This is a genomic window from Ferrimicrobium acidiphilum DSM 19497 (assembly GCF_000949255.1).
In the GTDB taxonomy this organism is placed as follows: domain Bacteria; phylum Actinomycetota; class Acidimicrobiia; order Acidimicrobiales; family Acidimicrobiaceae; genus Ferrimicrobium; species Ferrimicrobium acidiphilum.
In genome coordinates this window covers 1-21,420 of the sequence record NZ_JXUW01000012.1, presented here as the reverse complement: position 1 = coordinate 21,420, position 21,420 = coordinate 1, and the positions used below count along the sequence as shown (strand labels likewise).

The following is a 21,420-nucleotide window of genomic DNA, read 5'->3' as shown; positions in this document are numbered from 1 at the left end:
ATTCCCGCCGTCTAAGTCACTAGAACTATCGTTCGCTGAGGTCGCGTCGCAGAGGTCTGTGATATCGGCCATGTGTCCATTAAAAGTGATATCCACTGCGGTTGCGATCTGGTTACCACAGTTGTTTAGATCCACTCGGGATCCTCTGCATCAGGCTCCTGACCAGAGTGACGTAGCGCGGAGATCGCGATGACGTAGGATGCGAGGGCTAGGAGGGCAGTGGCGCCGAGAAAGGCCTCGCCATCGGCAAGGGTAAGGTCGGCAAGAGTGGCTACGAAGGCACCAACGACCCAAGAGAGTTGAAAATAGGATTCATAACGCGCAAACAACCGGCCGTACTCGTGTTTGGCCATCGAGGTTTGGACGCTGGCATCGAAGGCGATTTTGGCGCCACCTGCGGCGACGCCAAGTACAAAGGCGATAAGGATGGCACCGGAGATGCCGATGTTGAGGGTGGCTGCGACAAAGGCGACGGCGACGATAGCGATGGTTCCGAGGATCACTATGGTAGTCTCGCCGAGTTTGCGGCGAACAAGTGGTGTCAACTGAGTTGCCAAGGCGGACCCGAGTGAGCTAGCAACCAGAGCGGCCCCATATAGCCAGGTTGGACTGTGGATGGTCTTTAGTGCAAAGGCGACAAGGAAGACGAAGAACCCCACCTGTCCCCGGAGGACACTCATGAGTAGTGAGAGCGTGAGCGTTTGCGCATACGCAGGTCCGCTAGGTCGGCGTTTTTTGGCAGCGCGTGGTTTTGATCGGTCGACGGTGCGCGGTGGAAGGTTCTTGACCAGGGAACGGGATTCGTAGATGAAAAGGCAGAGCGGTATGAGCTCTAGGATCAGGTCGTAATGTGCTCCGAGGAAAGGTGTCTTCAAGATACCTGCGCCGATAACGCCGGCGATGGCTCCTGAGATGGCGGCCAGGAGGGTGATGTTCGCATTGGTCTTTACAAGGCTGCCGAGTTCAGAGCGTGAGTCCGAGTCGAGGAGTTCAGGGATGAGCGATGACTTTGAGACCAGGTAGGCCTTGGAGGCCACCAGATTCATCAGTGCCAGAGGAAACAATAATAATGAACGCAGTTCAAAGATCATGAGAAAGACGCCGACGAGGCGGACAACACCTGAGAGAATGACGACGATGCGACGTACTCTGGGACCTCTATCGATGATCGGAGAGATGAGTGGAGCGAGGATGGCGAATGGTGCCATCGTGAACAGGAGATAGAGGGTTACCTTTGAGCGCGCCTCCCCAGGCGAGATCGAAAAGAATAGCGAACCCGCCAACGCCACGGTCATCAGGGTGTCGGATGATATCGACAGTGCGTGTATTCGTCTTAAGACCCCTAGCGGAGAGCTGGCGTCGAAGTAGGCAGCGAGCCAAGCCTTGGACCTTTCGGTCACTCGTCTGTGGGGTTGTGGCTGCACCCTCACCATGCTAGCCAGCGAGGTTCGCTCATGATCGACTCGAGGGTGGCGAGCAACGTGTTGCATGCTTGCGAGAGACGAGGCTAGGCGATAGAGTGCGGTCGGGTTTTGGATAGGCGGGGTGGTGGCGAGCGTGTTGCTAACTGGGCGACTGGTTTTTGCACTCGCCCACGCTCATGCTGGTGCCACAGCTTGTTGCACACCGCTATGCGAAGCCAAACAGGAGGCTTATCCGGGGTGATATCGCACAGGTATGGGGTTGGCCAGCATTGAAGCGACGGTCTCCTCAGGCCTTGTCGACGCACAGGACGAGATCGATCTCTGAGCTTCTAATCGCTCTTGGATCGTCCGAGGTGATGATGACGACCTGACGACCGACAGGTAAGCGGTGAGGATAACGAATGAGAGACAATAGAGGAACCCAGATGGCGTGTGGTGGACGCCATCTGGGCCTGTGGGGTGGAGTAGGAGATAGGCTCACCAAGAGTCCACGCTGACTCTCCAGTGAGCCTTCCTCCACCTTCGGTCCGAAAAGGTGGGGAGTTGAGGAGTTTTGTCGCTCATATTCGGGACCTTTGTCCCCTCAGGTTGTACGTGCCTGGTTGCTAGAGTGAGAGTCGGTACTGGTGTTAATCGGTTGGAGCGAGTACGTAAGAGTGCGATTCTCCATCGAGTGACAGTGGTACGCGCAGATTCAAAGGAGCGTGTTCAATGGCTAGCCAGCGTTACAATCGGGTGGTATTGGGATACGATGGGTCGCCAATGGCGAAGCTAGCGTTGGACTTTGCACTCGCAGAGGCCGAGCTTCGCGCTGCCGAGCTGGTCATGGTCTATGCCTGGACAGAGCCAGATTACGGTTTTGGCTTCTCTGAGTCTGTAACTGCCGAGTTTGAGGCGACTGGTAACGCGCTCTTGGCTGAGGCGGTCGAGGTCGCGACCAGAACTCACCCCAGGGTGAGGGTTAAGACTGCGCTAGAGAGTGGCAATGCGGCCTCCCGGATCATCGAGAAGACCGAGGACGCTGATCTGGTGATCGTAGGGGCGCGAGGGCACGGTGGTTTTCAGGCGCTGATGCTAGGGAGCGTGAGCGATCAGTTGGTGCATCACTGCCCGGTTCCTGTCGTCATCGTCCGCAGTTGAGGCTTGACAACCGAGACTGGCGTGTAAGAGTGTGCCATGATACGACTCTTTATCGTTGAAGATCATGAAGTGGTACGACGCGGAATCGTCGCGTTGCTAACAATAGATCCCGAGTTCGAGGTGGTTGGCGAGGCTGGTGGCGTCGAGGAGGCTCTACAGCGTTTTCCGTTGATCGATGCCGATGTCGCCATTCTAGACGTCCGACTGGGCGATGGAGATGGAGTCAGTCTCTGTCGTGATCTGCGTTCACAAGACCGCGACCTGAAGTGCATCATGTTGACCTCATTCTCGGATGACGAAGCCCTGTTTTCAGCGATTATGGCAGGTGCCTCCGGCTACCTGCTAAAGAAGATAAAGGTCGATGAGCTTGTTGATTCTATCAAGAGGATCGCTGCTGGCGAGAGTCTGATCGATGCTGGCCTTACCACGAGGCTTCTTGAGCGCTTGCGCGATGGCGCCGATGATCCGCTCTCGAACCTCACCGAACAGGAACGTAAGATCTTTGATCTGATCGTCGAGGGCAGGACTAACCGGGAGATCGCGGCTGAGGTGTACTTAGCCGAGAAGACCGTGAAGAACTACGTCTCCAACCTGTTGGCAAAGCTCGGGGTCCGTCATCGGAGCCAGGTAGCGGCGATGGGGGCTCGGCTCGCAGAGCGTAAGCGTTTCGATCATGAGAGATAGTTGGTATCAAAGCTCGTTCTGTTCTTGACATCTGCTTGGCAAGCAGCTAGGCTCGACCGAGTGTCAGTGTGTGCCAGAAGATTGTTAACTAGCTAAAGCGATGGGTGGAGCAAGAATTGGACTATTCATCCGTGGGATCCGTTTCCGGCTGGGCGCCCTTGTCTTTCTATTGGTGGCCGCAGTGGTCGCCATACTCGGTGCGACGATTGGACCTATCTATCTAGGTTCAGCACAGAACTCGGTGCTCATCGGAGGGCTGCGAAGTGCACCGGTTAGCAGAACTGGCCTTCAGGTGGGGTCGACCGGAGCACTTGATCGAGCCAAGCTCGTCGCCGCTGAGCATCAGGCTCCGCGCCTAAATGGGCGCCCTCTGTTTTCTCATCCACTGTTGACCGCCTTTGTGCCGAGTGTGGTCACTCCTGGCCCTCATCTAGCTGGCGCCGTCCTTGAGTCAAGTTTCTTTGAGCGCACAGATATATGTGCGCATCTTCAACTCACTAGTGGACATTGCCCGACTACTGACAGACAGCTTCTGCTGAGCGCTCGCACCGCGAACTACCTTCATGTAGCCGTCGGCTCGACCATCAAAGTTACCCCAGGGCTGATTGCGGCGGGGGTGCCTGGAGCCGGGGCCAGCAGTGACTTTAGGGTAGTTGGCACCTACGCTACCCCTGATACTCAGACCAACTACTGGTGGGGATCCAACTACTTCGCGTTCGGCTCTGGTTCCGGCTCTACCGTCCAGCTCGACCCTCTGGTGGTGGCTCCCGGGTTCTTTGGAGGCAAGGCTACATTCGGGCTCACGAGCTCCAACAACTTCAACACCTATCTTGGGGTGGACCGCATACTCCAGATGCCGTTACGGCCACCTGTAGTCAACATCCGCAACTACCGCACTACAGGCGGCATCATTGCTCGATACACCCGTCTGGTGGCGACCCATGATAGTGCGGCCGCTAGCTCGGGGCTGTATTCGGTAATCCTAGGGATTATCGGCTCGCAGAACTCAATGGCGACTCTGGTTACGGTGATTATTTTGGAGCTTGTTCTCCTTGGGCTCATCGTCTTTGGTACTTTGATTTGGCGAATGGTTCAATCCCGAATGAGTGAGTTTCGACTCGCCCAGCTACGGGGTGTGCGCCCGCGCAGCATCGTTCTCCGAGCGATTGGTGAGCCACTGGTGGTGTTGATCGTCGCCAGTCCGCTCGGGTTTCTCGGCGCCTACCTGACGGTTTCCGAGGTGGGTCACGCCTACTTCGCGCCAGGAACCCAGCTATACATCTTGCCGACGACGTATTTAGCCGGGTTGGCGGTGGTCGTTGCGGCACTCGTGGTTACGGTTGTTGCAGCAGCGACTGCGCTCAGGCGGGGTGTGCTAGAGGCTAGCCGTTCGGCGTTGCGAAACCGAGGCCGTTTCCGTGCACTTGTAGACGTGCTTATCGTGGTGGTAGCGGCGGTGCTCACGGCACAGCTCGTGATCGCACCGACGACTGGCAGCGGTGTTGATCCGCTAGCAGGTGCTGCTCCAGCCTTTTTGGGGGCGGGGGTAGCGATAGTGGTGATCGCACTCACCTCGTTGCTACTTCGGCTCGCGCGTCGTTTCACTCGCAAGGGGCGACACATTGCATGGTACTTGAGCGTCCGCCAGCTGCGAGCACGCTCTGGTATGTTGCGCCAGATCATTCCGTTTGGAATCGCTCTCGCTCTTGTGGTTTTTGGGTTTGGAGCACAGTCAGTCATCGGCCGTCATCGAACCGATGTGGCTGACTATGAAGTCGGGGCGGGGAAGGTGCTTACGGTATCATTGCCCAAACATCTCGGCCTCGTCGCTGCGGTAGATCACGCGGATCCGAGTGGAAACGCGGTGATGGCTGCCGAACTCTATAAGGCTGCGAGCGGAACGACGCTGGCGGTGCAGGCGAGTAGGTTTGGGCGGGTGGCCTCTTGGCCGAAGGCGGTAGGCACCGTGCCGGTGACGACTATCGCTCGCCAACTCGCTCCGTTCAACAACAAGGCCTTCAGGGTGACCTCTAATACGTTGACGGTTCGCGCCCGCATGGCCGGTAAGGTGCCAGCGGGTGCGGAGGTAGACCTTGAGTTGACCCTGCTCAACGAGGCTCAGAACTCGCCTGACATCATCTATGTTCCTCTGACTGCGAGCTATCATACGTCCTCGTTCCACGTCGGGTGTGTGCGCGACGGTTGCCTCTTCTCCGGTATCGGATACTCGGTGATCACCAACGGTGGATACACCTCTCCGGGCGCTCACTTCGCTATTCAACTTTCGGAGCTAAGCGGCGTCAAGCTGCCCGTTGGGGAGAGTCCAGGCGTGCTTGGTACGTCTTGGCGAGCGGCCACCGGCGTGCAGACCAGCGTCGAGACGAGTCCCAGTCGTCTCTCCTTTAGTGCCTATCCAGCCACCGGTGGCTCCAATATCGCCATCGTTCCAAAGAGTTACCCAAGCTATCTGCCAGCGATTGTCAGTTCATCGGTGCGATCAACGCTGTCGGCTAACGTGGTCTCTGCAGTTGGAACCGGTGTCGTTAATGGAGTCGATGGCAACCAGATCAACATTCGACCATTTCTTACGCTTGCATCGTTGCCATCGGTCGGAGGCGACGCCAGCATCGTCGACCTCACTCAGGCCGAGTTGGTGCAGAATTCAACCTCGTTAGCCAGCGACCAGGTCTGGCTTGCAAAGGGGGCACCAGCGAGCGTAATCGGTCGACTCCGACACGAAGGGGTGGTGATCGACTCGATTAACTCCTCTAAGGCGCTTGCCAGCTCATACGCCGATCAGCCGTTGGGACTCGCTGAACGTCTGTTCCCAATCGCAGCGGCCGCTGGCATTGTCGTTGTGTTGCTGGGACTCGCCTTCGAGCTGCTCGTCGAGGGTCGGGGGAGGATCCCTGAGTTCGCTGCGATGCGGGTGCTAGGTCTTGGTAGACCCCGTTTGCTACTCGCCTACATACTCGAGGCTGTGATCTTGGTGGTCGCCGCCGCTGCCGCCGGTGTGGTGGCGGGAGTCGTGGGTGCACGATTGGCGCTACCGGTCCTGCCTGAGATCGACTCTGGCCTCGATCATCTCCACTTTGGCTACGCCTTACCGATAGTCTCCGAGATCGTGGTGGTAGCGGTGGTGGTAGTAGTCGCGGTTGTCGTCGGTGTATTCGCCGCCGCACGGGTGGTAGGGCGAGCGAGTTTTGATGAACTTCGGGCAGGTGATCGATGAGCAGCACTACCCATCAGCTAGGGATCAGGGTGTCAGGACTCGTACACCTATATCCGATACCAGAGGGTGACGTCGTTGCTCTTCGTGGGGTCGACCTAGAGATAGCCGCTGGCGAGGTGGTGGCACTGCTCGGGCCGTCGGGCATGGGCAAGTCAACGTTGCTCAGGCTTATAGCTGGCCTCTTCAATCCATCGGCTGGAAGGATATTTCTTGGTGAGAAGGATATCAGCCAGTATAAGTCTCGAGAGCTGGCCCGACTTCGTGGCCGTGAGGTCTCGCTAGTCCTCCAGGGGGCGACCAATAACCTGATCGGATACGGGACGGTGCTAGAAAACCTCGTCTTTGCGGCGGATACCAAGGCGTCGCGAGCAAGAGCACAGGAGTTGTTGGAGACGCTTGGGTTGGCACCGATCGCCCACCGCGTGGTGCGCACCCTCTCCGGTGGTCAGCAGCAGATGTGTGCGTTGGCGGTGGGCATGGTGCATGATCCGAGCGTGCTGTTGGTCGACGAGCCGACCAGCCAGCTAGACCACGTCAGCCGCGACCTGGTAGTGGAGCTTTTGATGCGGATCAACGCCGAGTATCATACGACGGTAGTGATCGTCACTCACGATCCGCACATCGCCAGTGCGATGCCTCGGACTATCACGATCCGCGACGGTAGGGTTGGCGCTGAGGGGCGATTCGGTGAGGAGTTCGCCGTCGTTGGCCAGGATGGCACCTTGCAGCTGCCTCCACATCTGCGCCACGTTTTGCCCCCGGATTCACTGGTGAAGGTAACCCAGATCGAGCGAGGGCTCGAACTGCGATTGGTGGAGGAGGGCGACCATGAGTGAGGTAGTCGCGGTGGAGGTGGAGGATCTCGAGATTCGCCGCGGTTCAGTCCAGATCCTCTCGATTCCCGAACTCCGCTACGAAGTGGGTGAGATGGTCGCCATGATCGGACCATCTGGGTCTGGCAAGACGACGCTGTTACACGCCATCTGTGGACTCGTGAGACCCGATAGCGGTTCGGTAGAGCTGGTGATGGCCGATGGCAGACGTCGTAGTGCTGATCTTTTGGACACCGCTCTAGTTCCGCAAGCCTTTGGGCTCGTGGCCGCGCTGACGGTGTCTGAAAATGTTGAACTTGGACGCAAGCTCTGGCGAGGCGCTGGTAGTCTGCGTCCGGTCGACGAACTCTTGGGTATGGTCGGCTTAGATGGCCTCTCCGAACGCTTGGTTCGAGAGCTTTCGGGTGGGCAGCAGCAGCGAGTAGCGGTGGCTAGAGCCCTGGCGGTCGCCCCCAAAGTCTTGGTAGCCGACGAGCCCACCTCTGAACTCGATGCCGGTAATCGAGAGCGAGTGATGGAGCTTCTTGTGGGTCATGCCAACGCCGGTAATCTGGTCGTGGTCGCGGCTCACGACCAAGCTATCACCGAGTACGCGCACAGAAGTCTAGCTCTCGCCGATGGCCTACTGTCTAACGCAGATTTCTAGTCTTCAGAGCTCGCCTTTGGATACGGATCAAGCTGGGTAATTAGGCTCGCAGTTGTTCGCGCTAGGTTGACTGCATGGTCGCCAAAGCGTTCGAGAAAGCGGCCTACGAGTGCCAGCTCCATGGCGATCGCGATCGGAGGCGACGAGGAGGCTACCTCGGTCATGAACGACACATGTAGATCGTCAAGACTCTCGTCGAGCTGATCGAGATGGTTGGCCACGCTAGGGTCCTGGGCGTCGAAGGCTAACGATGCCTGTGTCCACATCGAGGCTCCGAGTTCGGCCATCTGCTCCATGATGCCACGACAGCGCGGCTTGAGATCACGTGTGAGGTCGAGCGAAGCTTTGCGAGCGATGTGCTCAGCGAGATCTCCACTCCGCTCAAGCTCTGGAATGATGCGAACTATCCCAACCAGATAGTGCAGCTCTCCAGGTTGGTGGTCATCCTCCATAAGTCTTTGGCTCACCTCGTGTTGGAGTGTGCCGTAGAGTTCATCGATACGGCGTTCGCGATCGACGAGTCGGGTAGTGATTGAGGTGTCGCTGTGGAGCAACGCCTCTTTTGCGCCGACAAAACTATCCCCCACGAGGGCAAAGAGCTCGAGGACGCGCTGATCTATCGAGGCTGAACGATAGCTATGCACAATACTCATTAGGCCATCAGTCTAGAAGGCGAAGCTGGGTGGACTCCCGATCTGGTTGACTCTCGGGCTCGAGCGCTCAGTGGTATGTGCACGCCATGTTCGTACTTGCCCAACTCCAAGCTTTGAGCTCGGTTACAAGATTGGCCGCGTCAACCGTACTTGTCGATGGTCGCCCTCATAATGCCGATCGCCTATGTGCTTTCCTCACATAGGCGATCGGCTGGCGTTGGCCGCCTTTAGTCCTTCGAGAGAGGTTGGTGTTGGCTAGGCGGGTTCGTGACCTGACATATCGGCGTTCTTGCGTGCCTTTCCGACAAGATCGACCACTAGCGGGTCTAGCTCCTCGACGGTGAAGCGGACTCCAGCAGCGTCAATTCCAGGGCCCGCGTGCCATCCTTCGGCGACATCGACGTGATTTCCTGCGACATCGAACACTCGTCCAGTAATTGAACGCGATCGATCTGAGCCCAGCCAGACGACGAGCGGTGAGATGTTCTCTGGCGCAAGTTGTTCCTTCGCCTTGGCGTCGTCATCGGCCACTATGCCTAGATTTTCTGTCATGCGAGTAAGGGCCACAGGGGCAACTGCGTTGACGGTTACGCCGTAGCGACCGAGTTCCATCGCTGCGATATTGGTAAGCGAGGCGATTCCTGCCTTTGCAGCCCCATAATTAGATTGGCCAACATTGCCGTAGATGCCCGAGGCCGAGGTGGTGTTGATGATACGAGCATCGCGAGGGGTCCCTGCCTTGGAGAGCTCCCGCCAGTAGCTCGCTGCCCAATGTATCATATTGAAGGTTCCCTTGAGGTGCACACCGATGACCAGATCCCACTCATCCTCGGTCATATTGATGATCATCCGGTCGCGGAGGATGCCAGCGTTGTTGACTACGACATCGAGGGTACCGTAGGTATCGATGGCTGTGTTGATGATTCTCTGCGCGCCCTCCCAGGACGAAACGTCATCTCCGTTGGCGACGGCTTCTCCGCCTGCTGCCCGTATGGCATCGACGACCTCTCCCGCAGGGCCTGATCCAGATCCGGAGCCGTCTACCTCGGCTCCAAGGTCATTGACCACCACCTTGGCCCCATGCTCGGCGAACAATAGCGCGTGAGCACGCCCTATACCTCGCCCCGCTCCTGTGACGATCACAACTCGCTGGTCACAAAACTTTGTCATCTGTCCTCCTAGTAGTACTACCCTCATTCTACGACCGACCCTGAGGCATTCAAAGGCAACATCGACGATTTCTAGCTGAGATCGACTATCTCAGACACGCGTACGGTCTGGGTTCCGGATAGCGACGGTGATACCTTCGGGTAGTGTCGTTGTCGGGGATCGGAGGACTGCGAGGAGAGTCTCGACGACAGCCTTAGAGGCTGCGGACTGGATGCGATTTCGATAGCGCCCGATCCCAACCCTGCGTGGATTGAGATCCGCAATAGGGATGGAGACCCGAGGTTTGAGCTGTGACAGGCTGAGAATCGCGCTCGAAGGTAGGATGGCAGAGCCGAATCCAGCCAGGGCGAGAATAGCGACGATGTGGAGCCCATCGATCTCGGCGGTGTGACGTAGCTGAAGCCCTCTAGTCGCGGCCATCGCCTCGAGTTCTTCGCGAAAGGCGACATGGTTCGGAGGAACAATGAGAGGGTACTGCACGGCCTCATAGAGTGAGATCGATTGTTGTTGGGCGAGTGGGTGATCTTGTCCTACGATGAGCACGTAGGTCTCGGTGAAGAGCGATTCGAAGGTCAGTCCATCGATAGTTAGTGGAGTGGTTAGTAGTGCAAGGTCGATGTTGCCTGAGTGGAGGCGCCGCTGCAGAGATGCGGCGGTGCCTTCGGCAATCTCGATCTCGAGACGTGGGTGGGTGGTGTTTAGTCGGTCGAGTAGCAGCGGCAGCAGCCAGCTTGCAGTGGTTGCAATGACTCCTAGTCGAACGCGGCCGGTGATATCGGCCTTAAGACCATCCAAGTCAGAGTAGATCTCCTCTAGCTCCTCGAGAAGCCGGCGTGACCGGCGGGCTACAATCTCTCCTTCCTCGGTGAGAGTCCCTGTACGACGGTCGATGAGCAGCGTATTCAGCTCTCGTTCGAGCCGAGAGATGTGACTGGAGATATTCGATTGAACGGTATCAAGTGCCTCGGCAGCTGCTGAGAAGCTCCCTGCCTCTTCGACCGCGAGGAGCGAACGTAGTTGGCGGAGCTCCATGGGTGCAGCCTATCGGAAAAAGTGATACAAGCTATCATAAAAAAGCTTTGGATCCAGGGGGGCAAGTAAGTAGTATGTAATACAGCAACGGAAATGGTTCCCCCCCCAGAACCGTTGCTCCCTATAAAGGAGCCGGCGCCCCCCTGTCGGCTCCTTTCACTTTTTGCACTCGGTAGGATTCGGTCTAGAGGTTCACGTCCGTTGAGCTGCCGCTGGCAGTTAGGATACTCGCTGATGGATCTCCCTTTACGCGCCAGCGCCGCAAGGCGTACCGCCCAACTCGTGGCTTTCGGTGTGAAAGCCGTTCCACGCTTTCAAGGACAGACACTTCCGGGACGGATTGCGCTCACGATTGACCCCAAATTTCTCAGCCATAGTCACGATGACTCTATGCGTCAAACTAAAAGTGTGCTCGTGACTGGCACCAACGGCAAGACGACGACCACCGCCTTCGTGCGTTCGCTGCTTGGTGCTGATACGCTTTCAAACCGTGGATCCAACCTTCCTTGGGGGATAGCGAGCGTGCTGGCGGCGAGCAAAATAAGCTCTCGATATGCGGTTTTTGAGGTCGATGAGGCATATGTTCCTTCGGTTGCCAAGAGTCTGGAGCCGTCGGTCCTGGTGTGGTTGAATATGTCCAGAGATCAGCTCGACCGCAACCTAGAGGTGCGACGGCTGGCTGCTCGTATCGGTGAGTCTGCTTCCACGATCGATACTCTGGTCGCTAACGCATCTGATCCGTTGATCGTGGCTAATGCCGCTGGCTTTAAGCGATGTTTGTGGGTTAAGGGACCAGCCGAGTGGCAAGGCGATGCGCAGTCGTGTCCTCGCTGTACTGGCGAGTTGACGCATGCACGCACCTGGAGTTGTGCCTCGTGCGGGCTTTGCGAGCCCTCTGCTGACTATGAGGTCGATGAGGATGGTCGACTTTCGAAGAATGGTACTCAGCTTGGATCCATGCATCCTGGCTTACCTGGGGGCTTCAACCTTTTGAACGCGCTCTTGGCTGCGGTGGCTGTAGCGGTGGTAACCGAAGGTGCGGTCGAGGGGGTTGCCGCTCGCTTGAGTCTCTCGTCGGGAGTGGAGGGGCGCTTTGCAACTTGGTGGCTGACGAGCTTGCCAGCGATGCCGTCTCTGGTCACCTATCTTGCCAAGAACCCAGCAGGATGGCATGCGAATCTGTCCATTGTCGATAACAGTGACTGCGAACTGGTTCTCGGTCTAAATGCTCGTGTAGCTGACGGCCTGGATACCTCATGGATTTGGGACGTCGAGTTTGAGAGGCTTGCGCGTAACCCGGTTATCGTGACTGGGGAGCGTGCGACGGATCTAGCACTGCGCCTCGAGGTGGCAGGATTTGAGGTGATTGTAGAGCATTCACAGCTTGCAGCGCTTCGGTTGGCGGCTAATCGACTCGTGTCCAGCGGCAGGAGTCGTATCGTCTACCTCGGTAACTACACGGCTTTTCGATCGTTGGTGGCCATACGCGCCGAGGTAGGAGCAATTGTCGCCTTGACGGCGGAGTCGGCCCCATGACGGTAAGGATTATCTCTCTTTTTCCGGATGTGCTCGGAACCTATGGCGACCAAGGGAATGCGCGAATCCTTGCCCACTTGGTCGAGCTTGCCGGTCGTGTGCCCGAATTAGTCTCGGTGGGCATCAACGATGAGGTCCCTACTGATGGTGATATCTACCTACTCGGTGGTGGGGAAGATGGCCCGCAGGCTCTGGCTGCCAGACGTCTGGCCGAGGGCTCCCCTCTGCATCGTGTGGTTGAGCAGGAGCGTCCGATACTGGCCGTCTGCGCCGGTTATCAAGTGTTGGGGCGCAGCTTTGCCGTCGGGGAGTCAACTTTGCCGGGCCTCGGTCTGTTGCCGGTCGATAGCCTAAGAGCACCCGGGCGTATGGTTGGCGAGGTTCTTGGAACACCGTTGATCGGGGTGGGGCAGTCGTTGATTACCGGTTTTGAGAATCACGGAGCGATGACGATTCTAGATGAAGGATGCCAGCCATTGGCGAAGGTGCACGAGGGCAATGGCAACGGCCAGGACGGATATGACGGTATCGTCTATGGTCCTATTGTCGCTAGCTACCTACATGGGCCGATACTTGCTCGTAACCCGGGGATCGCGCTGTGGCTCTTGGATCGGATCGGTATCGCCTCCGAGGAGGTCCCGGGTAGTCACTGGGCGCTATACGCTGAGCGCGCTCATGCTAAAGCGGGGGCGCTATGGAGGGGCAAGCATTAACGGTCGAGACTTGGCGAGTGCAACCGGCGGCTGCAACAGCCGAGGTTTTGAGGTCGGATAAGTGACGGAGGCGCTCGGTCCGGGGCGGCGGGACCGTCGCCCCTGGCTGAGGCTACGCTCCTCGAACTTCGGTCTTCACCGTCTCCTGTTAGCTCAGGGCGGGTCGTTTCTGGGTGACGGTCTGGTGCTGGCGGCGTTCCCGCTGATCGCTGTGCACGTGTCTCGCACGCCAGCTGCGGTAGCTGGAGTCGGACTAGCGGCGACGCTGCCGCAGCTCCTTGTCGCTCTGCCCGCAGGGCTGGCCACCGATCGGGCCGAGCGCCGGACGACGATGGCTCGTGCTGCGATGCTAGCTGCAGTCGCCTTAGCGACTCTGGCCGTGTTGCTCGACTCGGTTCCGGTCGGCCTTGCCGTGCTCGACTTGGTGACGTTCGTGGTCGGCAGTGCTCAAGTGCTCATCGCCGCGACCGGCTCCGCACTGCTTCCCCAGGTGGTGGGCTCGGACGGCCTGGAGCGTGCGAACGCCTGGCTGTTCTCCATGCAGCACGCGGTGGGAAGTCTCGGTGGCCCGCCGCTAGCCGGGGTCCTGGTGGCGGTCGGGCTCGTCGCGCCGATGTGGACTGCTGCGGGCTGCTACGCGCTCGCTGCGGTGGTGCTCGCCAGTTCTGGCACCGCCTTCCACGGGAGCGACGCCAAGCGAGCCTCGAGCCTTCGCGCAGATGTGGTCGAGGGATTGAAGCTCGTGGTTGGTCATCGCCAGCTACGTGCGTTTATGGCGACGACCGCAATTGCGAACGTAGCCTCCGAGGGTGTCTTGGTGGTGCTGGTGCTCTACGCGGTGGCACCGGGACCGCTAGAACTATCCGGAGTCGGCTACGGCCTGCTGCTGTCGTGCTTCGCCGTGGGAGGGATTACGGGCGCCGCCGCCACCAAGCGCCTCCGGAGGGTCGGACGAGGCAAGCTGCTCGCCGGGTCAGTACTCGCCATCGCCGTCGGCCTCGCCGGCCCGGGGATGCTCGTCGACCCCTACAGCGCAGGGTTAGCCTTGGCGATCGCTGGGTTCGGCGTTGGGTGCTACAACGTGACCACCGTCAGCTTCCGCCAGCGGGTGGTACCCGCTGCGATCCTCGGTCGAGCTACCGCCGCGTATAGGCTGGTTGCGTTGGGAGCGGTGCCGCTTGGCGCAGTGCTTGGTGGAGTAAGCGCCAAGCTCCTTGGTTTGCGAGGGAGCTTCCTTGCTGCTGGAGCGCTCACCTTGCTCTGTCTGGCTGGGATCGCCGCCGTCTCTGAAGGTGCCCTGCGTTCGGCTGAGAGCTGAGAGCCGACCGAGGCTCTGCTTATCTCATGTGCTGCCTCGTAGCGTTGGCGGGGTGCGTGTTAGCCGGGCGGGTTGGTGATGTCCGTGCCAAGTTGACCAGCGATGATTATGTCTGTGTCGTTACTCATACGCCAACTTTCGAAACTCATCCGCATTCTCCCTGGTAGAGGGGTTGGGGTTAGAGCAGTAGGACACTACAAACGCGTGGCAATTGTCTTTGTGCGCTTCAGGGGGTCCCTGACCCCAAGAAGAGAATAGATCTTGCGCTGTGTTGGCTCTGGGACAGAGGAGACCCGTATGTGATTGACGATCCCCTCGTCACTAGTCAACACCATGGTGGTCCTAGCGTGGGTAGAGACCTGTTCTTTAATCGTCGACCAACTCCTGGTGTCATCGTTAGATCGCAAGGTGAGCTCAATAGCGCTGAGGAGATGATAGCCAAGTACCGAGATGAACAGGTGAGCAGCGGTTCTCGTTGCTAGCTGGTGATAGACGGGACGAAGGCCAAGATCGTTCTTTAGGGACCGAAAGGTATTCTCGACTCTGGTTAAGGTCATATAGAGATTCCAGATCTCGGCTTCTGTGAGTTCGTTGTGACTCGTCTCTATTACGTAGGCACCACGTAGGTAGTCGTTACCCGTCTTGGTCGGCTTTTCAGTAATGGTGAGATCTATGACCCGGTCTACTCGACTCCGCTTTATGACCTTGCCATGATCCTCGTGGTAGCTGAGCGAAAAGTCGTAGTTACCGGCAACACTTGGGTACTTAGCCTTGATGCGTCCGATCCTCTCTGAGACGAGTTGGGTCTTTACCACCGCACCCCTGGCGATAGAGCGCTTCAATCGTTCGATGTCAGCTAGAAACCTGGTGCTAGCTTGACTGGCGATCCCCGTTTCTTTATTCTTTCTCCCTACAGATGAGCACAGAACCACACTGGTTTGGCCCTCTTGGAGCTTCTTTAGTCCAACAGCTGAACCGTTGGCATCGGTGACCTCTACGAATCCCTCTAGAGAGCGGAAGTGTTCTTTGTAGAGACTCGCCTTGTTGGCTCGTTCGATAACGACGTAGTTGAGCTCTTTCTCGATACAGAGTGAAACGTTGTCAGCAGTTGCGATACCGCGGTCCATGATGATGGTAGGGGTAACCCCAGCAAAGAGCGTCTCTCCTCTCAACTCCTCGAGGTGGGCCAAAACATCAGCTAAAGTCCTTGGTTCTGAGACACTACCCTCATAGATCTCGGAGTAGATGGGCAATCCTCTTGCATCAACCACGAGGGCAAGTGAGACAAGCGCACAGTCGTAGCGCTTCTCCTTGGAGTGGCCATACTTAGCAAGGGTATTGGCCTTGGCATTGCCCTCGAAGTAGGTATTGGTCAGGTCAAAGAGGAAGAGGGTCTCATCAGTTGGAAACAGAGTGGACGAGGAGCGAAAGAGCGCTCTCTCGATCTCGTCCTTTACCCCATAGAGTGCGTCAGCGACCTCATACACCTGGTCTTTGGTAAACTTTGCGATCTCAATACCAGCCAGCTCGACAAATGAGGAGTTATCCCGGATCCACCTGTAGGTAGCAAGGTCAGAGCCTGGATGGATGAGACGAGCGAGAATGACAGCCTTGGCGATCGGGAGTACCTTCGCAGGTAGCCCTGCATTCGCCAGGATCTCTTCGCAACCGAGGAGATCATAGAACCTCTCCCCAATGAGCTCTGGACCAAGGCTCCGTACCTTTGTGGTTGCGGCGGTATTTAGATCAACACGTTCAAAGTCCGCCTCACTGTCTCGTCTGCTATCACTTGTAGTGATCTCGCTCTTCACACTGAGCTTGGTCATCACCATGTCGGCATAGTGAGCGATCTTTGGATCCTCGTCAAAGATCGACTCCACCCCAGATAGGCGGTCACTAATCACCCGAGCTAGAGCTGGCCAGAGAGGCTTCTCGAGATCTAGATCAGTGAGGGTCAAGATGATCTTCTGTCTTGGACCATTCTCAGTTCTATATGACTCGACGAGTTGATACTTGGTATATGTTGCACCGGTCTTGGCCTTGGTATCAACTGAGCGGATGTACATAGAGTCGATGCTACCAGCGAGTAGGAGGGAATGCTGTCATTAATCACAAGTATTCTAATAATTAGGACACTACATTCAACTCCAAACATACCCCACCTGGTATATAACCTGCCATAATACAAATCCCACCTGTGGATAACCCATCGAAATCGGGCAAAAAGATCTAGCTAGACGCTAATTCGGGAAGATTCTCCGAAAGTTGGGCTAATGTGGTGCCAACAATACTCTCGCATGACGGCATCACGCTGTCAACTCAACCGTCAGTGATGAAGCAGGAGCTGGCGAGCGCACCCACACCCCAGCAGGGTGATATTGTGCTTTTCAAGGGCAACACGCAAAGCTATGGCGTAGTAGCCCTTGTGGGATCGAGGACGCTGGGTCCATCCAGAATCGAGGTTGTTGGCGCCAACAACGTCACCATTGTCACCATGAACACCCCGATTAAGGTCGGAGCCCATGTCGGTTTGTCAACGATCAGCTACATCGGTAACCCGTTTGGTTAACAAGGAGGACCGCGCATGAAAAAGGAACGCTACGAGAGTACGGATGAAACTACTTGTGCCACAACCTGTTCTTTCGCCGTCGACCAGCTTCTGGCATCGTCTTGGGATCGCAAGGTGAATTCAATCGCGGCCAAGAAAGGACAGAGATGAACAGATGAGCCCCGGTTCGTCTGGCTAGCGGAAGCCGTCAGCTGGCAACCGTCCGGCCAATCTGTCGTAGGCAGCTTCTGTAGGAAGGTTGCAACGACCTAATGGACATATTTTAACAAGAGGCCATCGACATTCTCCTCCAGCGTCTCAAGGAAGTCTGCGATCGCATACCTGCTATGTGGTCCACGACTCAGATGCAGCACGTCCTCCAGGGTGCCGAGTACTTCGTACAGGAGAACGGAGTCCGGAGCATCGGTGTTGTACCTGGTAGCGCGGGTCAAAGAGTATCCCCCAGGTCGATCGAGAAGATCTCTATAGGTTGGTTCCAGGGACGGGGACTGGTCCTCCTGCTCATGAAACACTGCCTTGTAGAAGGCGTCGAGTAGGATGGGGCCGAGAACGAGCAGTGGCGTAAACAGCAACTCCTTGGCCACCTCCCTCCAGCCCGGAACGGTAGTAAAGTTAATGCCATCAATGGGCTTATCTTCCCAGAGCGGAAAATCTTTGTTGGCGGTGACGTGTTCCCATTCCCACTGTTCATACGAGCTAAGGAAAATCTGTATGAAATTCGCAGGTGTACCTGGTGTCGCATTGTTGAGGCCAGGCGGGAGCAGGTCGAGTAGCGCATGTGCGAACATGTCAAGGTCAGCTTCCTTCGACACACTGACCTGAGGTTTGCTGAAGTAGTGCTCAATGGGCCAGAGCCTGGGTGCATGGATGACTGCACGTCGTTCGCCGGTGTTATCGACTCGCAATGCGAGAGGGAATACGGCGCCTCCCGTCAGGTCACTCAGCCAAGGCTCCTCACAACACTCTGAGACCCTCCCCCAAACCTCAGATCCATACATGACCACGAATCCATCCCGATGGGCTAAGGTGCCTGCCAAATCCAGGGGATGCAAGAGATCTTGTGCAGTCGCCCCTTGTTCCTCTAATGGCATTGCATCAGATGGGCGTTCAAGATGTAGATCCCACGCACGGCTGGAGAACAGCCGTTGGCGATCGGACATGCCTCGAACGTAGGTCACTGTCACCTCGGAACACACTTCAAGCTTGTTGGGCCCGAAGTGCCAGTGAGGGTCGTCGTTATCCCATCACCAACAACCGTTGCAACGGTCGTACTGTAGTAGGAATCGGTTTGGCCGGAGACGCAGGGCCCATAGACACCACGCTTCAACTGCGACCAACCTGGCTTCGATTGATACGTGCCAGAACCCAATAGTTCATTGTAGCAGAAAAGATAGTTACAGTAGTGCAGATAAAGTCTCTCATCGAGGGTGATGGAACTCTGGGCTGCGCCGCAACTAACCGTGCACCGTATTCCTATATCGCCAGGATTGTGGACACTATTGTGGAAGTAGTTTGGAAACAAGGAACAGGTCGTTTGCGGCGGGACGACCACGCTAGGAGGAGCCATGCTCTTGTTGGCTGTCGGCAACATATTTGCCAATGTTCCTGCGTCCTGAGCAACCGTGGGTGTCATCAGCGTCGGAGTCAAAACCCCGGACACCTGCCCCAGGTCAATGCCTTGGTCGGCATTAGAGGCCTGAGGGGCTGGAGTGTCATGAGCACTCAATTGCAGGCCAGTTTCGACACTAGCGAGTCCAAGACTGACGACTACAATCGCCCCACCTCGAACCATGTTCCTTAGCTCCATCATTACCCCCTTATGGTAATCATCACTACCAGAGTTGTCGTCTGGTGTAAACATTATCCTAACATATTGTGGTGACGATTACACGGCATCATCTAGGTTTTGCGAAAGTTCTTTTCCTAGCCCTAGAAGAAGCGAAGGGAGACTGACCTTTGCTCTTTCGGACCGCAGAGGCGACCGAGGTGAGCTTGATGCCAGCGTCCTGTAGAACCTTCTCGAGGCGTTGGATCTCTCTTGCCCTAGCGTCAACTTGGGTCTTGCGGTATCGGGTTGTGTATTCTCGCTGAAATGTGCCACCCCCTAGAGGGCGCGAGACGGACTCAGGAACAATGGATGCAAAGAGGCTGTGGCATCCTTATGTGGTGACTCAAAACCAACCACCCAAAGGTGCCACATGCCCAATAGGAGGATACCAATGAGAAAGATCGAAGAGGTACTGCGCCTCAGTGCGCAGGGCAAGAGTGTCAGGGTAATCAGCCGGGAGACGGGAGTATCTCGGCCAAGCGTGGCTACGTATCTAGAGAAGGCAGCAGAGCACGAGATCGGCTGGCCACTTCCAGCGGGCATGGATGCGAAGAGCTTGGAGCAGTTGTTGTTCGCCGCGGTTGAGACACCAAAGAGTACGCCCGTGATTCCCAACTGGCAGGAGGTGGCCACCGAGATACAGGCTCATAATCACCTGACCCTACAACTGCTCTGGTTCTAAGTACAAGGAGCGCAATCCAAATGGGCTCAGCTATTCACGGTTCTGTGCTCGCTACCGAGAATGGAAGAAGATCAATGAAGTGGTCATGCACTTTGAGCATCGCGGCGGAGAGAAGCTCTTCTGTGACTTTGCCGGTGATACGGTCCCGATCTGGGACGACCACACTGGTGAGGTAAACTTCGCAGCTCAGCTCTTTGTCACGGTGATGGGGGCAAGCTCCTATATCTTTGCCAAGGCGTTTGCCAACCAGAAGGCTGAGTCATGGACCGCAGGGGGAACAGCGGCATTCGAGTACATGGGAGCAGTGCCCATGTGTGTCGTTCCAGACAACCCCAAAGCGGTGGTCACCCAAGCCATCCAAGTACGACCCGGTATTCAACGAGAGCTACCTGGAGTGGGCCAGGCACTATGAGGTCACGATTCTACCAGCTAGACCCCGAAAACCTCGAGATAAGGCCGCCGTTGAAGGAGGAGTCCTGATCGTCGAACGCCAGATCCTCGCCAGGCTCCGTCACGTCAAGTTCTTCTCCCTGTACGAGCTCAACCAGGCAATCTACGAGCTCTTAGAGGAGCTAAACGCTCAAGGGTTCCAAAGACGAGAGGGAACCAGAAGGAGCGTGTTTGAGGCTGTGGACAAACCAGTGATGCGTCCTCTGCCTACTACGGCGTATGAATATGCGGAGTGGAAGCGGTTCAAAGTCCAGATGAACTACCACGTACGGGTCCTAGACGGCTATTACTCGGTCCCCTACGATCTGGTCGGCCAAACTCTTGATGTACGGGTTACCAGAACCACAGTGGAGATCTTCTCGGCTGGAGTGCGCATAGCGAGTCACAAACGATGCGAGAGGAAGGGTCAGTACCAGACTTCTTTTGCGCACATGCCCTCGAGTCACCAGGCCCAGGCATCATGGACCCCGGCAAGGATACTCAAGTGGGCTCGGACGATAGGACCAAGTACCCAGGTGGTCTGTGAGACGATCATGTCTGGGAGGCACTACCCAGAACAAGGCTTTAACCAGTGCAGAGGCATCTTCAACTTGGCATCGAAGGTCTATACCCCAGAGCGTGTCGAGGCGGCATGTGAGAGAGCAATAGCGATCCATAGCCCCCTGTACAAGAGCGTGGTCTCTATCTTGAAAAACGGACTCGATGCCGTCGCACTCGCCCCACCGCCTGGCCCGCCACCTATTGAGCATCAAAACATCAGGGGAACCGAGTACTACAAGGAACTGCTTGCCGGGGGTCAGGAGAACGTGACATGTTGAACAACCAGACGATTGGGACCCTGACAGACCTTGGTTTGAAGGGGATGGCAGACGCGTTTCGTGAGCAGCTAGAGAGTGTCCAATACCTCGAGCTCAGCTTTGAGGAACGCTTCGCAATGTTAGTAGACCGGGAGGCAATGGATCGAGAGGCCAGAAGGCTCGCTACCCGGCTTAGAGCTGCCAAGCTCAGACATCAAGCCAGCATTGAGGACCTCGACTTTCACACCCCGAGGGGACTGGAGCGTTCGATGATCATGGGCTTTAGCTCATCTCACTGGGTAGATGCACACCAGAACATTCTGGTCACCGGTCCAACTGGAATAGGTAAGAGTTACCTTGGGTGTGCACTTGCCTACGCTGGGATTCGATCTGGCCATAGTGCACTGTACCGGAGGGCACCAGCTCTCTTTGCGGATCTAGCCATCGCCAGAGGTGATGGAAGGTATCTGAAGGTACTACAGAGCCTTTCACGTGCTGAGATACTAGTCATAGACGATTTCGGACTCACACCACTCACAGGGAGCGAACCCTCGGACCTATTGGAAGTATTGGAGGATCGATCTGAACGCAAGTCGACCATCGTCACCTCACAGCTTCCCGTTGACTCCTGGCATGAGGCACTTGGGGATCCGACGCTCTCTGATGCAGTCCTCGATCGTCTCCTGTGTAACGCTCACGTTATCCAGATGAAC

The 21,420-nt window shown here is 56.8% G+C and carries 20 protein-coding genes; 13 read left to right on the top strand and 7 right to left on the bottom strand.

The genetic code is table 11. The features are described from left to right. Positions 1-125: 125 nt before the first annotated feature. Complete coding sequence (locus FEAC_RS07120; protein WP_160290349.1) at positions 126-1,424, bottom strand: MFS transporter; 1,299 nt, start codon at positions 1,422-1,424, stop codon at positions 126-128. A 711-nt stretch (positions 1,425-2,135) separates the two neighbouring features. On the opposite strand from FEAC_RS07120, the gene FEAC_RS07110 reads away from it, so the two are divergent. The 5 genes from FEAC_RS07110 (at position 2,136) to FEAC_RS07090 (ending at position 7,959) form a co-directional block, all read left to right on the top strand. Continuing rightward, positions 2,136-2,564 (top strand): universal stress protein, encoded by a 429-nt coding sequence (locus FEAC_RS07110; RefSeq protein WP_035389149.1) that lies wholly within the window; start codon positions 2,136-2,138, stop codon positions 2,562-2,564. A 36-nt stretch (positions 2,565-2,600) separates the two neighbouring features. Further along, on the top strand, positions 2,601-3,248 hold the full coding sequence (locus tag FEAC_RS07105) for a response regulator (RefSeq protein WP_035389148.1): 648 nt from the start codon (positions 2,601-2,603) through the stop codon (positions 3,246-3,248). 100 nt (positions 3,249-3,348) lie between these two features. After that, positions 3,349-6,480 carry an FtsX-like permease family protein gene (locus FEAC_RS07100; protein ID WP_035389147.1) on the top strand — a complete coding sequence of 1,044 codons (3,132 nt, stop codon included), beginning with the start codon at positions 3,349-3,351 and terminating at the stop codon, positions 6,478-6,480. After that, positions 6,477-7,316, top strand: coding sequence for an ABC transporter ATP-binding protein (locus tag FEAC_RS07095; protein WP_035389146.1), 840 nt, complete (start codon positions 6,477-6,479; stop codon positions 7,314-7,316). The genes FEAC_RS07100 and FEAC_RS07095 overlap by 4 nt, the downstream gene beginning before the upstream one ends. Beyond that, positions 7,309-7,959 carry an ATP-binding cassette domain-containing protein gene (locus FEAC_RS07090; RefSeq protein ID WP_052565962.1) on the top strand — a complete coding sequence of 217 codons (651 nt, stop codon included), beginning with the start codon at positions 7,309-7,311 and terminating at the stop codon, positions 7,957-7,959. Before FEAC_RS07095 ends, FEAC_RS07090 begins: the two co-directional genes overlap by 8 nt. On the opposite strand, the gene FEAC_RS07085 is transcribed toward FEAC_RS07090, so the two are convergent. From FEAC_RS07085 to FEAC_RS07075, 3 genes are all read right to left on the bottom strand, one after another. After that, positions 7,956-8,612 carry a phosphate signaling complex PhoU family protein gene (locus tag FEAC_RS07085; protein ID WP_081901053.1) on the bottom strand — a complete coding sequence of 219 codons (657 nt, stop codon included), beginning with the start codon at positions 8,610-8,612 and terminating at the stop codon, positions 7,956-7,958. The genes FEAC_RS07090 and FEAC_RS07085 overlap by 4 nt on opposite strands. A gap of 255 nt (positions 8,613-8,867) precedes the next feature. Further along, positions 8,868-9,782 carry an SDR family oxidoreductase gene (locus FEAC_RS07080; protein ID WP_035389142.1) on the bottom strand — a complete coding sequence of 305 codons (915 nt, stop codon included), beginning with the start codon at positions 9,780-9,782 and terminating at the stop codon, positions 8,868-8,870. A 90-nt stretch (positions 9,783-9,872) separates the two neighbouring features. After that, entirely contained in the window at positions 9,873-10,814 is a 942-nt protein-coding gene (locus FEAC_RS07075) for a LysR family transcriptional regulator (RefSeq protein WP_035389140.1), read from the bottom strand. Positions 10,815-11,048: 234 nt separating this feature from the next. On the opposite strand from FEAC_RS07075, the gene FEAC_RS07070 reads away from it, so the two are divergent. From FEAC_RS07070 to FEAC_RS07060, 3 genes are all read left to right on the top strand, one after another. Then, positions 11,049-12,350, top strand: coding sequence for a DUF1727 domain-containing protein (locus FEAC_RS07070; RefSeq protein ID WP_035389138.1), 1,302 nt, complete (start codon positions 11,049-11,051; stop codon positions 12,348-12,350). Next, positions 12,347-13,063, top strand: coding sequence for a type 1 glutamine amidotransferase (locus FEAC_RS07065; protein WP_035389136.1), 717 nt, complete (start codon positions 12,347-12,349; stop codon positions 13,061-13,063). Before FEAC_RS07070 ends, FEAC_RS07065 begins: the two co-directional genes overlap by 4 nt. Before the next feature lie 61 nt (positions 13,064-13,124). Then, positions 13,125-14,381 carry an MFS transporter gene (locus FEAC_RS07060; RefSeq protein WP_052565960.1) on the top strand — a complete coding sequence of 419 codons (1,257 nt, stop codon included), beginning with the start codon at positions 13,125-13,127 and terminating at the stop codon, positions 14,379-14,381. A gap of 194 nt (positions 14,382-14,575) precedes the next feature. On the opposite strand, the gene FEAC_RS07055 is transcribed toward FEAC_RS07060, so the two are convergent. Continuing rightward, a complete protein-coding gene (locus FEAC_RS07055; protein WP_052565958.1) occupies positions 14,576-16,447 on the bottom strand; it encodes an IS1634 family transposase in 1,872 nt (623 codons plus the stop codon). Between the two features lie 212 nt (positions 16,448-16,659). Here FEAC_RS07055 and FEAC_RS07050 point away from each other — a divergent pair, with 212 nt between their 5' ends. Next, a complete protein-coding gene (locus FEAC_RS07050; RefSeq protein WP_152623126.1) occupies positions 16,660-16,950 on the top strand; it encodes a hypothetical protein in 291 nt (96 codons plus the stop codon). 248 nt (positions 16,951-17,198) lie between these two features. Here the strand turns inward: FEAC_RS07050 and FEAC_RS07045 are convergent, their stop codons facing one another. Both FEAC_RS07045 and FEAC_RS07040 read right to left on the bottom strand, forming a co-directional pair. Beyond that, on the bottom strand, positions 17,199-18,134 hold the full coding sequence (locus tag FEAC_RS07045; RefSeq protein WP_152623125.1) for a hypothetical protein: 936 nt from the start codon (positions 18,132-18,134) through the stop codon (positions 17,199-17,201). Beyond that, on the bottom strand, positions 18,131-18,757 hold the full coding sequence (locus FEAC_RS07040) for a hypothetical protein (RefSeq protein WP_152623124.1): 627 nt from the start codon (positions 18,755-18,757) through the stop codon (positions 18,131-18,133). Before FEAC_RS07040 ends, FEAC_RS07045 begins: the two co-directional genes overlap by 4 nt. Before the next feature lie 412 nt (positions 18,758-19,169). Here FEAC_RS07040 and FEAC_RS07035 point away from each other — a divergent pair, with 412 nt between their 5' ends. From FEAC_RS07035 to istB, 4 genes are all read left to right on the top strand, one after another. After that, positions 19,170-19,460, top strand: a complete 291-nt coding sequence (locus FEAC_RS07035; RefSeq protein ID WP_052565957.1) for a helix-turn-helix domain-containing protein — start codon at positions 19,170-19,172, stop codon at positions 19,458-19,460. A gap of 85 nt (positions 19,461-19,545) precedes the next feature. Then, entirely contained in the window at positions 19,546-19,872 is a 327-nt protein-coding gene (locus FEAC_RS07030; RefSeq protein WP_052565955.1) for a transposase, read from the top strand. Beyond that, positions 19,775-20,728 carry a Mu transposase domain-containing protein gene (locus FEAC_RS07025; protein WP_160290348.1) on the top strand — a complete coding sequence of 318 codons (954 nt, stop codon included), beginning with the start codon at positions 19,775-19,777 and terminating at the stop codon, positions 20,726-20,728. Before FEAC_RS07030 ends, FEAC_RS07025 begins: the two co-directional genes overlap by 98 nt. Beyond that, positions 20,722-21,420: IS21-like element helper ATPase IstB (istB, locus tag FEAC_RS07020; protein ID WP_052565951.1), on the top strand; the 699-nt coding region annotated here is incomplete at its 3' end. The genes FEAC_RS07025 and istB, both read left to right, overlap by 7 nt.